Annotated in this window: 8 protein-coding genes; 5 read left to right on the top strand and 3 right to left on the bottom strand. The window is 60.2% G+C overall.

Annotation, left to right across the window (positions count from 1 at the left end; genetic code table 11):
• Positions 1 to 117 precede the first annotated feature (117 nt).
• From H6650_02395 to H6650_02385, 3 genes are all read left to right on the top strand, one after another.
• The gene (locus H6650_02395) at positions 118 to 1,938 is read left to right on the top strand and encodes an ABC transporter ATP-binding protein (protein MCB8950843.1); all 1,821 of its coding nucleotides are present in this window, start codon (positions 118 to 120) and stop codon (positions 1,936 to 1,938) included.
• Positions 1,939 to 2,175: 237 nt separating this feature from the next.
• Positions 2,176 to 3,990, top strand: a complete 1,815-nt coding sequence (locus H6650_02390; GenBank protein MCB8950842.1) for an ABC transporter ATP-binding protein — start codon at positions 2,176 to 2,178, stop codon at positions 3,988 to 3,990.
• A 205-nt stretch (positions 3,991 to 4,195) separates the two neighbouring features.
• Positions 4,196 to 6,700: a transglycosylase domain-containing protein gene (locus H6650_02385; GenBank protein ID MCB8950841.1), complete on the top strand. Its 2,505-nt coding sequence runs from the start codon at positions 4,196 to 4,198 to the stop codon at positions 6,698 to 6,700.
• Positions 6,701 to 6,721: 21 nt separating this feature from the next.
• Here H6650_02385 and H6650_02380 read toward each other — a convergent pair whose 3' ends face one another.
• Together H6650_02380 and H6650_02375 are read right to left on the bottom strand one after the other, a co-directional pair.
• Positions 6,722 to 7,924 (bottom strand): aminopeptidase P family protein, encoded by a 1,203-nt coding sequence (locus H6650_02380; protein MCB8950840.1) that lies wholly within the window; start codon positions 7,922 to 7,924, stop codon positions 6,722 to 6,724.
• A gap of 104 nt (positions 7,925 to 8,028) precedes the next feature.
• Positions 8,029 to 8,748, bottom strand: coding sequence for a LysM peptidoglycan-binding domain-containing protein (locus H6650_02375; GenBank protein MCB8950839.1), 720 nt, complete (start codon positions 8,746 to 8,748; stop codon positions 8,029 to 8,031).
• A gap of 251 nt (positions 8,749 to 8,999) precedes the next feature.
• Between H6650_02375 and H6650_02370 the strand changes: the two genes are divergently transcribed.
• On the top strand, positions 9,000 to 10,151 hold the full coding sequence (locus H6650_02370) for a deoxyguanosinetriphosphate triphosphohydrolase (GenBank protein ID MCB8950838.1): 1,152 nt from the start codon (positions 9,000 to 9,002) through the stop codon (positions 10,149 to 10,151).
• 90 nt (positions 10,152 to 10,241) lie between these two features.
• On the opposite strand, the gene H6650_02365 is transcribed toward H6650_02370, so the two are convergent.
• Positions 10,242 to 11,291: a hypothetical protein gene (locus H6650_02365; GenBank protein ID MCB8950837.1), complete on the bottom strand. Its 1,050-nt coding sequence runs from the start codon at positions 11,289 to 11,291 to the stop codon at positions 10,242 to 10,244.
• A 561-nt stretch (positions 11,292 to 11,852) separates the two neighbouring features.
• Between H6650_02365 and argF the strand changes: the two genes are divergently transcribed.
• Positions 11,853 to 12,782: an ornithine carbamoyltransferase gene (gene argF / locus H6650_02360; GenBank protein MCB8950836.1), complete on the top strand. Its 930-nt coding sequence runs from the start codon at positions 11,853 to 11,855 to the stop codon at positions 12,780 to 12,782.
• The last annotated feature ends 63 nt before the right edge of the window (positions 12,783 to 12,845 follow it).

The following is a 12,845-nucleotide window of genomic DNA, read 5'->3' as shown; positions in this document are numbered from 1 at the left end:
ATTGAGACCCGTCGCACCTGTCCTACCGTCCAGTTGTAATCGCCATGCGAACAGGATACCCTTGTGCAGCACTCTTGCTCCGCAAGAACCTTCTGTCTGTCCCGGCAAGGATTAAGCATGACCGCATCGGCATCTTCATTCGACCACAAACAAATCGTTACACCTAACCGGTTACGCGGTATGTGGCGGCTGTTGACCAGCTTTCGCTGGCTCTACTTCGGCGCGACCCTTGCAGTGGGTCTGGCCGCCGTTGCCCGCACCGCGTTCTACTACCTCATTCGCTACTTCACGGACAATGTCCTGGGCCAGCCCGAGATGCGCGGACAACTGCCGCTGGTGGCCGCGGGTTTTCTCGCTCTGGCCTTTTTCCAGGGCGTCTTCACCTACTTCAGCGGGCGCTGGTCCGCCGCCGCCGCCGAGGGCATCACCCGCCGCCTGCGCGACTATCTCTATGACCACATCCAACGCCTGCCCTTCACTTACCACGACCACACCGCCGCCGGCGAGTTGATTCAACGGGCGACTTCCGACGTTGATCAGGTGCGCCGCTTCTACCAGGACCAGGCAATCGGCGTGGGCCGCATTACGCTCCTCTTTTTTGTGAACTTCATCGCCTTGCTCACGCTCAACAGGCGGTTGGCCCTCGTTTCCGTCGTTCTCATTCCCATCGTCTTGGGCACGTCCGTGCTGTTTTTCCGCCGTCTTTCCGCCCTGTACGAGGCGTTTCAGGAGCAGGAAGCAAAGCTCTCCACGACGCTGCAAGAGAATCTGAGCGGTATTCGCGTGGTGCGGGCGTTTGCGCGGCAGGCGTATGAGCAAGATAAGTTTGAGCAGGATAATTGGGAGCGTTTCCAGCGCGGACGGCGCTTGTTGATCATGCACGCGGCTTTCTGGCCTTCGTCTGACTTGCTGGTGGGGGCGCAGTTGTTGATTGGCTATTACTTTGGCGCGCGGCTGGCAATTGCCGGCACAATCTCCATCGGCACCTTCCTCGCGTATCTGGGCATTCTCGGCTGGATCATCTGGCCCATGCGCCACCTGGGGCGTCTCATCGTTGACCTGTCTACCGGCGTCGTCTCCTTTGGGCGCGTCGTGGACATCATCCGCGCCGACCGGGAACCGATTTACGATGGCGTCCACCAACCCGATGGCCCCATTCAGGGCGACATCATTTTCAACAACGTAGGCTTTGCCTATGGCGACGAGACACCCGTCCTGCAAGACATTACCTTCCACGCCTCCCCAGGTCAGGCGATCGCCCTTATTGGCTCCACCGGCTCCGGCAAGACCACGCTGGTGAACCTGCTGCCCCGCTTCTACGACTACACGGCAGGCAGCATCACCCTGGATGGCGTGGAACTGCGCGACTATCCGCCACACTATCTGCGGCAGCAAATAGGCATTGTGCAGCAAGAGCCATTCCTTTTCTCCCGTTCCATCCGTGAGAACATCACCTACGGCGTAGACCGGTCCGTAAGCGAAGAAGAGGTGATTGCCGCCGCCACCGCCGCCGCCGTCCATGACGTCATCCTCACCTTTCCCGACGGCTACAACACGCTCGTAGGCGAACGGGGCGTTACCCTTTCTGGCGGGCAAAAGCAGCGCGTCACCCTGGCGCGCACACTGCTCAAAGACCCGCGCATTCTCATTCTGGACGACGCCACTTCCTCCGTGGACACGGAGACGGAAGCGGCCATTCGAGATGCGCTCAATCTGCTCCTGCCCGGACGCACCACTTTCATTATCGCCCACCGTATTCAGACGGTGATGAACGCGGACCTGATCCTGGTGTTGGACAAGGGGCAGATCGTGCAATTTGGTCGCCACGCGGAACTGCTGGCCGAAGATGGTCCCTACCGCGAGATATTCGAACTGCAGTCACGCATTGAGGAAGAATTGGAAGCGGATCTGGCGCACTCGTTTGAGAAAAGCGGATAGGGCGCATCCAAGAATAGATGCCGGCATTGTTGGATACGCTTGAAGTGACCTTCTAACCCGCAAAAGGATAAGTGGACCCGGCTAAAGCCTCAACTCCGGAGTGACCCGGCTAAAGCCTCAACTCCGGAGTGGACGCTTCAGCGGATTCTTGAACACAGACCAGGTTTGCGCAACGCCATACCTGAAGATTGTCAGTTGATGGTTGCCGCTTGGTGGCGCGCAAACAGCGAGTGATTTATGAGCGACGCTTACTTTGAAGAAGAAGAATTCGAGACCCAGTTTAACGGCCAGACGGTGCTGCGTATTCTGGCGCAGGCGCGTCCCCATTGGCCCCGTCTGGTTGGTTTTCTCGTCGCCATCTCCCTGGCTTCGTTGGTAGACTCATACTTCACGTACTTGAGCAAGCTGATTATTGACGAAGGCATTGTCGCGGAGAACCAGGCGCGCTTGGTTCAGCTTCTTGTCCGCTACGGGGGCATCATGGTCGTCCAGGCGGGGTTGGTCTTCACCTTCATCTACCTGGCCGGCGTTCTCGGCGAGCGCATCCGCTACGACCTGCGGCGGCAGATGTTCAACCATTTGCAAACGCTTTCCTTCTCCTATTTCGACCGCACGCCCGTTGGCTGGATCATGTCCCGCGTCACGTCCGATACGGAGCGCATCGCCGAGCTGGTCACCTGGGGATTGCTGGACGTCACCTGGGGCGTGATGAGCATTACCACGGCGGCGATCTTCATGCTGGCCATCAACTGGCGCATGGCCCTGGTCGCCTTGCTTTGCGTGCCCATACTGGTGATCGTTGCCGCGGAATTCAAGCGCAAGATTCTGCGAGAATACCGCCTGGTACGCAAGGTCAACTCCAAGATTACGGGCGCGTTCAACGAAAACATCACGGGGGTGCGCGTAACGAAGTCGCTGGCGCGCGAAGAAGGCGACTTGCTTGAGTTCCAGACGCTCACGGATGATATGTACCAGGCCTCGTTCCGCGCCGCCTGGCTGTCCGCGCTGTTTTTGCCCGTGGTCCAGTTGATCACGGCGGCGGGCGTGGGGGCCGTCGTCTGGTACGGCGGGCGGCTGGCGCTCGTCGGGTCGATGACGGTGGGTGATATTCAAGCCTTTATCAGCTACATCACCTTCATGCTGTGGCCGGTGCAGGAAATGGCGCGGGTCTATGCGCAAATGCAGCAATCCATCGCCTCCGCGGAACGGGCCTTCTCGCTGCTGGACGCCTTGCCGGATGTCCAGGACAAGCCCACGGCCATCGATCCCGGGTCTGTGGCCGGCGATATTCTCTTTGAGAAAGTGGGCTTTCAGTATGAGGCGGGCAAGCCGGTGTTGGCGGACTTTGACCTGCGCATTCGCCAGGGGGAGACGATTGCCCTGGTGGGGCCGACGGGGGGCGGCAAGTCAACGATTGTCAATCTACTGGCGCGCTTCTACGAACCGACGGCGGGGCGTATTCTGATTGGGGAGCACGATTACACGGATTTGACGCAGCAGGCGATCCAGTCTCGTATTGGCATGGTATTGCAGACGCCGCATTTATTTGCCGGCACAATCCGCGAGAACATACGCTACGGACGCCTGAACGCCACGGACGAAGAGATCATGGCCGCCGCCCGCCTGGCCGGCGCGCACGACTTCATCACCACCCTGGAAAAAGGGTACGACGAAAACGTAGGGGAAGGCGGCAACCTGCTTTCCGTGGGACAGAAGCAGTTGATCAGCCTGGCGCGCGCCATCCTCGCCGAACCGCAAATCTTCATCATGGACGAGGCCACCAGCTCCGTGGACACCCTCACCGAAGCCCTGATCCAGCGGGGCATGGACGTGATGATGCAGGGGCGCACCAGCCTGATCATCGCCCACCGCCTCAGCACCATCCGCCGCGCCGACCGCATCCTCGTCATTGAGGCGGGCCGCATCAAAGAAATGGGCACGCACGCGGAACTGATCCGCGCCCGCGGGCATTACTACCGCCTCTACACGCGCCAGTTCCGCGAGGAGCGCGCCACCGTTTATCAGCGGCTAGGCGTGGCGCCCACGGGGTAGACCGCGGGCGGCAGCCCGTCATCGGAATCGTGCCCGACGGACGCGAAGAACGGCGGGAAATCGTCCACAAGACGAGCAGACAGGCGGAGCCCATTTCTGCTATACTGCCCATATGGGCGCATCCGTTAATAGATTTGGAAATGACGGATGCGCTGGAAGGGTTCTTGCTTGTGGGAAAATCCAACGTAACTCTCGAACGAACCCTATGAAGAGACTGCGTCGTGGGCTGCTGCTGGCGTTCGTTTTGATCGTGGGTGGAGGCGCACTGGCGTACAACGTCCTCTTTGGCGGCCTGCCCCACCCGCGCGATCTGGCGGCGCACCGCTGGCAGCCCAGCGTGCGCATCACGGACCGGAATGGCCGCCTGCTTTACGATGTCATTGACGCCAACAGCGGGCGCAACATCGTCCTCCCGTTGGCGCAGATTCCGCGACAACTGCGGCAGGCGACCATCGACACCGAAGATGGCAGCTTCTACACCAATCCGGGCGTTGACGTGGTGGGCATTGTGCGTGCTTTTTGGATCAACCTGCGCGGCGGGGAGGTGCTGGCGGGCGGTAGCACCATCACGCAGCAGGTGAGCCGCAACCTGCTGATGGGGGCGGAGGAGCGGGGGCAGCGCACCCTCACGCGCAAACTACGCGAAAGCTGGCTCGCCTGGCGCGTGGCCCGCGCTTTCAGCAAAGACGACATCCTGGCGCTCTACCTGAACCAGATGTATTACGGCGGCATGGCGTATGGCGTGGAAGCGGCGGCGCAGACGTACTTTGGCAAGTCCGCCGCCGACCTCTCGCTGGCGGAATGCGCCCTCATCGTGGGCCTGACGCAATCCCCCGCTACCTACAACCCATTCGTCAACCCGGAAGCGGCGAAGACGCGGCAGCTTGTGGTACTGGGTCTGATGTTGAATGCCGGCAGCATCACCCAAGAGCAGCACGATCTGGCGGCGCGGGAACCCCTCTTCTACGCGACCACGCCCTACCCGGTCAATGCGCCCCATTTTGTGGCCCTGGTACAGGCGCGGTTAGATGGCCTGTTTGCGCCGCAAGCGGTTTACGAGAGCGGCGGCCTGATTGTACGCACGACGCTGGACCTGGATTGGCAAACGCGCGCGGAGCAGATTATCCGCGAGCAGCTTACGCGCCTGAACCAGCCCGCCGACGGCGGCCCCGGCCACAACGCGCATAATGCGGCGCTGGTGGCTCTTGACCCAAACAATGGGCAGGTGTTGGCGCTGGTGGGCAGCCCAGACTACTTTGACGAGACCATTAGCGGGGCGATTGACATGGCCGTCGTGCCGCGACAACCCGGCTCCGCGCTGAAGCCCGTTATTTATGCGGCGGCGCTGTCGCCGGACAAGCCCACGCCGTGGACGCCGGCCACGCTGCTGTTGGACGTGCGCACGGCGTTCCGCACGCACGAGGACGAGTCTTACGTGCCCGTCAATTATGACCGGGAGGAGCATGGCCCGGTGCTGTTGCGCACGGCGCTGGGGTCTTCGTTGAATATTCCCGCCGTGTTGACGTTGGAGGCGGTGGGCGTGCAGGGGGCGATGGATTATGCCGGCAATCTCGGACTCACATTCCCCGCTCCTGCTGAAGATTACGACCTTTCCCTGGCTTTGGGGGGCGGCGCCGTCAGCCTGCTCGACCTGACCACGGCCTACGCCGCCTTCGCCAACGGCGGCTTCCGCATCCAGCCCGCCCTGATCCTGGACGTGCGCGACAGCAGCGGCGCGCTGCGCTACACGGCTGCGCCGGCCAATCCCATCCAGGTGATGGACGCGCGCGTGGCCTGGCTGATCAGCGACATCCTCAGCGACAACGATGCCCGTCGTCTCTCCTTTGGCGGCGAGAGCGTGCTGAACATCGGGCGCATCGCGGCGGCGAAGACGGGCACGACCAACGATTTTCATGACAACTGGACGGTGGGGTATACGCCAGACCTGGCGGTGGGCGTGTGGGTGGGGAATGCGAACAACGAGCCGATGGAGAATGTCAGCGGCATCAGCGGCGCGGGACCGATCTGGCACACGTTTATGCGCGCAGCGCTGGTGGGCCGGCCGGACAAGGCGTTCCCGCAGCCCTCCGGCCTCACGGCGGTGGAGATCTGCGCGTTGTCGGGGCTGCTGCCGACGGAGGCGTGTCCTTTTCGGCGGATGGAGTGGTTTATTGCCGGCACGGAACCGACCACGCCCGACACATTTTATCGCCAGGTGACGTTGAATAGGGCAACCGGGTTGCTGGCGGATGCGGACACGCCTGCCGCGCTGCGTCAGACGCAGATTGTGTTGGACCTGCCGCCGGCGCTACATCCGTGGGCGCGCGCGCAGGGGCTGGTGCTGCTGGATGATTTGCTGGTGGCGGGCGCGGGGGTGGGAGATGGGGAAAATGCCGGCACAACCACCCTCCGCCTCATCTATCCCGACCCCAACACCCTCTTTCGCATCTCGCCCGCCCTCCCGCTGGAAACGCAGCAACTGCGCCTGGCGGCCGTGGCGGACCCGACCATTCGTCAGGTCACATTCTGGTTGGACGAAACCCCGCTGGCCACCATGACCACGCCCCCCTTCGAGACCTGGTGGCCGCTCACGCCGGGGGTGCATCGCCTCTGGGCGGAAGGGCGCGAGGCGGATGGTCGCACCGTGCGCACGGCGGATGTTTCCTTTACGGTGCGGCTGCCCGATGAAGGGGACGAGAACGGGCCGTAACCGTCCGGTCTGGGGCGCGTCCTAGGCAATAACCAGCGCTTCCCATTGGCGCGGGTAGTACGTGAGGATTTCCAGGCCATTCTCCGTTATGACCACGGTGTCTGAATGGCGAAAGCCGCCGAGATCGGGCACGTACAATCCCGGCTCCACGGTGAAGACCATGCCCGGCTGCAAGAGGGTGTCGTCGCCGGTGTCCAGGAAGGGGCCTTCATGGTAGCGCAAGCCAATGGCATGTCCGGAGTGGTGTTTCCAGTAGGGTCGCAAGTTGTGCGCGTCGTAGTAGGCACGCACGGCCTGGTCTACTTCGCTGCAGGGGACGTTTGGTTTCATGCCGGCAAAAGCAATCTCCTGAACCGTCATCATATGCGCAAACATCTCCCGCTGCCGCGCATCAGGCTCCCCCACAAACATCGTGCGCTCCAGTTCCGAATGGTAGCCCCATAGGGGGCAGCCGGCCCCCGTCACCAACACATCCCCCGGTTGAAACGTGATGTTGTTCGCCAGGGCATGGGGAATGGCGGCATGGCGTCCGATCTGGCCGCGATAGCCGGCGCCAGGACCATTGCTCCACATGCTCTGCGAGCGGTAGAGCGGACCAATCGTGTCCATCATCGCCAGCGTGGCCTCCGTGCTGGCGCGCAGGCTGGCGGCCGTTTCCGTGACGCCAACGGCGGTGTACCGTTGCAGCAGCACATGGGCCAGATGTGCCCATTTGCAGCTTTCACGAATGAGGGCGAGTTCGGCGGGACTTTTGCGGGCCTGCATCCGATTGAGCTGCCCCTGAACGTTTCGCACCGTCATGCCGCTGAGTTCGCTCAATGGGGGACCTTCGTAACCGAAAATCCAGGGATAGCCGTCATGATCGGCGCCCAGCGTGCCGCCGGCGGCGATGATGCCCATCTCCACCAGCGCCTGATAGAAGTGGCGCATGGGGTGCGGGCTGCCCGGATACTCCTGGTAGTGGTAAACGCGGTCCACAGCCGTCATGCTGCGCACGTGTTCCACCTCCAGGCGGGGCACAAACATCGCCTGCTGTCCATCGGTGCCGAGGGCATAGATGATGGGGCGCTCCGTGGGGATAAAGGCAAAGCCGGTGAAGTAAAGGATGTTGGTGCTATCAAAGAGGAGAATGGCGCGATGCCCTTGCGCCGCGGCATAGGCGAGCAGCGCCGCGGTGCGCGCCGCGAACTCAGAAGGTTGGATTGCCAGGGTGTGTCGGTTCATTGTGGTGTTCATGTGGTGATGCGCCGGCGGCATGAGGCGTCAGCGGTGCGGGCTTGAGGTTCGTTGTTTCGGCGATGACGGTTGTGACTTGATCTGCCGGCATTTTATGGAATGCACAGCACTTGTGCCAGATCGATGCGGTAATCAGCGCCGAGGCGGTTGAGGTCGCGTATGACATCGGGAGTCGTGCCGAAGCGATGACTGATGTTGTAGACGGTGTCACTTTCGCGCACCACGTAGGGGCGGTAGCCCGGGCAGTAGGCGGGATTGGCGACGGGCAGTTGGATGACATTGCCCGGCGTGAGGTCATCGGCGGCGATGCCATACACAGCCATGAGGGCGACGCCGCTGATCTGGCTTTCGGCAACGGTGTAAAGCGTATCCCCTGGCTGTACGGTGTAGGCGCGGATGATGACCGGGTCCACAGGCGCGGGGACGACGGGGGGGAGGGTGGCCGTGGGTTCAACGAAGACGGGCACGGCGGTGGGGGCCAGTGTTGGTTCTGGCGGCGGTTCGGTGATTTGTTCGAGTTCATTGGCGGGGAGTTCCGGGAGGGTTTGTGCCGGCATTTCCTCCTGCACAAAACCCTCACTTGCCAGAATAACTGCCGCCTCCGGGTTTATTTTCACCGTCACCTGCGTGCCATCTACATTCAGAACCATCGCGCCATCCTCGACAGACTGGGCCACGGTCTGCTCCGTGGTCGGCGGCGTGGGCGTCGGCGGCGTAGATGGACGCCGCGAAAGCGCCAGCATCACGCCAAAAGTCGCCATAGCCAGCACAACCGTACTCAAAAACAAGAAGATAATCAATTTTCTTGACATAAATCACCCGGATAACACAAGTATGGGGGTAGCGGTCTGAATAGACGCGCCGCTTTTGCGGATGGTTATGCGGCAATCCACCAATGGTCCACCAGCAAGTGACCGCTCAGGCCAGGTTCCCGCCGCCACGTTTGCCGCTCCTTAGCCTGACCGTTTTGATTATGTTACACTTGTCATAAAGGGATGGCAAGCGGGTAACTGTGAAAATCCTCCCAGAATAAACGCTGGGACTGCTGTTGAGGAACAAGACGATGGTATTTAATCGAGAACAACTAGAAGAGCATGAACGCCTGATTTTGGCTCCCTATGGCTTGAAGAGCGCCGATTCGCGGGGGCGACTCTACCCGGAACACGAATCCGCCACCCGCACCGCCTTCCAGCGGGATCGGGATCGTATCATTCACACAACCGCTTTTCGCCGCCTGGAGTACAAAACGCAAGTCTTTGTCTTCTACGAAGGAGACCATTTCCGCACGCGCCTGACGCACACGTTGGAAGTCGCCCAACTGGGGCGGTCTTTGGCGCGCGGGTTGGGCGGCAACGAAGACCTGACGGAGGCGATTTGCCTGGCGCACGACCTGGGGCATCCTCCTTTTGGGCATGCCGGTGAGCATATTCTGAACCAGTTGATGCAAGGTCACGGGGGCTTCAACCACAATACGCAAAGCTACCGCGTGGTGACGGAGTTGGAGCGACGGTATCCTGGGTTTCCCGGCTTGAACCTGACGTATGAGACACGGGAAGGGATGATCAAGCATGAGACGGCATATGACAAGAGCGATGCTACGGGCTATGCGCCGGAGCGGCGACCCTCGCTGGAGGCGCAAATTGCGAACCTGGCGGACGAGATCGCTTACAATGCGCACGATCTGGAGGATGGTTTGCGCGCCGGGTTGTTTGGTCCAGACGATCTACGCCATCTGACGATCTGGCAATGGTTGAAGGACAAGGTGGGATGGGAAGATCACCATTTCACGGATATCGCGCGGCATCAGGTGATTCGGGAGCTAATTGGCCGCCTGGTGATAGATGTGTTGCACACGACGGCCGCTAACCTGGAAGCGCACCAGCTAGACACGGTGGATAAGCTGCAATTGCACGACAACAATGTGGTGGGGTATTCTGATGAGTTGCAGGGGCAGGTGCAGGAGTTAAAAAGCTTTCTCTATCAGAACATGTATCGCCATTATCGCTTGATGCGGATGCAGGCGAAGGCGGAGCATTTTGTTTCCCAGTTGTTTCTGGCATATGTGAACGAGCCGGGAATGCTGCCGGCAAAAACGCAGCAGCGGCTCAAGGAACAGACAGTTGAGCGCGTGGTGACGAATTATATTGCCGGCATGACCGACCGCTACGCCCTCGACGAATGGGAAAGACTCTTCGACCCCTACAAGCACGCCTGAACCCCAACACGCCCAAACAACAAAAAAGCCGAAGACAACGCCGGTCTTCGGCCTTTTTGTTACACGGCGCGCCCCGAACAGCGGCGGCCATTAGAAATTCAACAACTCATCCACCTTCCCCTCAATGTCCGGGCCACCAAAATCCCCTTCCTTGGCCCAGGCGGACAACTCCATTGTCAGCCGCTCGAAGTAGCTTTGCTCCGGCAACCCTTCATCCAGGCCATAGGCCATGTCCACAACAACGGCATTGATGATCAAAGAAGCCGTCTCCAGCACGACCGTGTCTCCCTGGCGCACCAGCACCGGTTCACCCTTGGGAGCCAGTTTGGCTTTCACGGCCTCATCGAAGAAAGCGTGGTCGCTCATCAGCACTTTGGTGACGGTGCGAATATCGTTCTTGTCAAACAGCCACACCTCCACCGCCGTCACATTCTTGGGCGCATCCACGCCAATGGACTCCGAAATGCCCACGCCGCACTCCCCTAAGAACTCCCCATTGACATTTTCAATGCTGAATGAGTCGTCGTAGGTGTCGTGTCCTCGGTTGTACGTGGTGCGGAAACGGGCCACGGGTGTTGTTTCCACGTCACCGGTATCCGTTTCAACCTGCGGTCCCATTGAGGGAACTTCGCCCGTGGCGCCAAAGCCACTGCCGCTGGACACATCTTCGGCGGCACTCTGCCGCTGCATGAGCAGCACGATGGCTCCGACGAGGATAGCCAGGACAAGCCCAAGGCCACAAATCATCAAGAGGGAACGGGTTCCGCTCCCCGTCGCGGCCTCCGCGGGTGGAGCAACCTGCTCGCAGCCGGCGCCGTTGAGGACGACGGCCAGCGCCTGCAGGCGGGCTGCGTCCGCGGGATCGCCGGATGCGGCAGCCATCTGGCAAGCGGCGGCGTCCGCTTCCGGCCAGATTTGCAGGGCGGAACGGACACGTTCCTGGTTGTTGTCAAAGGCGAAGAGGTCGGCGAGTGCGCGGATGTAGGATTGTTGATATGCCGGCAGCATATCCTGCGGACCCGCGCCACTATACTGCACCGGTGTCAGCCACCAACCAAAGAGAAACAAACCAATGCAAAAACCAAGAATAAGGGCCAATATCGTTGTCAATAACGGCTGTTTTTGGAGGAAACTCATCACGGCACCTACCTTATTTTGTGCTTGCAGTACCCACAAAAACCCCGGAGAGGAAAGCATGGGCTAGTGGATCCTAACTGGCATTTTCATACCCCCAACATATGGGAGTTATCTTACCATAACTCAAAACCGTAAACAAGCATATATGTTATGTATGGTTCTTTCCCGATGATCTTGCCTGTGGTATATTAGTCAGATATGCGACCTGCCTGGTAGCCAAGCCACGGAATGTCCGTACTACCCGTTGCGCGACGGCTGGGGGCGTTGAAAAATCGTAACGACTAACACTCTCTGGAGATTGGACCCATTGCACGCGCTCAATGACCCTTTTCACCAGAGAAAATTGATCCAATCTGGCTTTGCCGTTACGAAGAATCCCTCCATTCCAGGACAGGCCTTCCCCAAGCAACAACGGACTGACGCTTCTCACCAACACCATGTCCCATCACCAGTTCGTCCGTGTTGGGCCACCCCCAGAAGTGGCCCGCATCGTCAGCTTAAAGGAGCGATAGGGTTGCTTTTCCGCTCCGGTAAAAACGTCATGGTTATTCCCTGGCAAACCATATGGAGGCTTTTGCGTTGAAACACTTCCTGAGCATTGCTGATTTGTCCCCTGCTGAGTTGCACGCCCTGTTGGATTTAGCCCGTGACTTAAAGGCGGAATGGCGCGACGGCGGTAACAAGCCGCGGCTGCGCGGCAAAAACCTGGCGTTGGTGTTCCAGAAACCATCCCTGCGCACGCGCGTCTCTTTTGAAATGGGCATGGTACATTTGGGGGGGTATGCCTTCTATCTGTCTCCAAATGAGATTAAAATGGGGGGGCGGGAGAGTATTCCCGACGTGGCCCGCGTTTTGTCCAGCTACGTGGACGGCATTATGGCTCGCGTCTTCGCGCACGACCACATTCTGCAATTGGCCGCGCACAGCCGCGTGCCCGTGATCAACGGTCTTTCCGACTACAATCACCCGGCGCAGGCGTTATCCGACCTGTTCACGATTCTGGAGGCGAAGGGGCATCTGGATGGGCTGCGGCTGGCGTATGTGGGCGACAGCAATAATGTGGCCCGTTCTCTCTTGTTTGGCGCGGCGAAAGTGGGCATGCACTTTGTGGCGGCCTCGCCGCCCGGCTACCAATTGACGACGGAAGATTTGGCGTTGGGTCGGCAGTTCCGCGTGGCGGATACGGACGTGTCCATGATCACCGATCCGGTGGCGGCGGTGCGGGATGCGGACATCATTTACACGGATGTGTGGACGAGTATGGGGCAGGAGGCGGAAACGCAGCAGCGGCTGCAAGTGTTCCCGCCCTATCAGATAAACCAGGCATTGGTGAATCATGCCCGCCCGGACTGTTTGGTGATGCATTGTTTGCCGGCACATCGTGGCGAAGAGATCACCGACGAAGTGGCCGACGGCCCCCATTCCGTCCTCTTCCCCCAGGCGGAAAACCGGATGCACGCGCAAAAGGCGATCCTGGTGAGCTTGATGGGATAGTGGGCAGTTGGCGGTTGACAGTTGGTGGTTGGTTGTCGTATTCGTGGAAGATAGCGTCCCTCA

The organism is Ardenticatenales bacterium (assembly GCA_020634515.1).
Taxonomy (GTDB): Bacteria; Chloroflexota; Anaerolineae; order Promineifilales; family Promineifilaceae; genus JAGVTM01.
Note: the sequence above shows the minus strand (reverse complement) of the source record. Positions and strands in the feature narration are given on the sequence as shown.

What these genes read in the sequence shown, in the direction of transcription:
- H6650_02385 (MCB8950841.1), top strand. Translation starts at nt 4,196, where the DNA reads ATGAAGAGACTGCGTCGTGGGCTGCTGCTGGCGTTCGTTTTGATCGTG.
- argF (MCB8950836.1), top strand. Translation starts at nt 11,853, where the DNA reads ATGGAGGCTTTTGCGTTGAAACACTTCCTGAGCATTGCTGATTTGTCC.
- H6650_02380 (MCB8950840.1), bottom strand. Translation starts at nt 7,924, where the DNA reads ATGAACCGACACACCCTGGCAATCCAACCTTCTGAGTTCGCGGCGCGC.
- H6650_02390 (MCB8950842.1), top strand. Translation starts at nt 2,176, where the DNA reads ATGAGCGACGCTTACTTTGAAGAAGAAGAATTCGAGACCCAGTTTAAC.
- H6650_02370 (MCB8950838.1), top strand. Translation starts at nt 9,000, where the DNA reads ATGGTATTTAATCGAGAACAACTAGAAGAGCATGAACGCCTGATTTTG.
- H6650_02395 (MCB8950843.1), top strand. Translation starts at nt 118, where the DNA reads ATGACCGCATCGGCATCTTCATTCGACCACAAACAAATCGTTACACCT.
- H6650_02375 (MCB8950839.1), bottom strand. Translation starts at nt 8,748, where the DNA reads ATGTCAAGAAAATTGATTATCTTCTTGTTTTTGAGTACGGTTGTGCTG.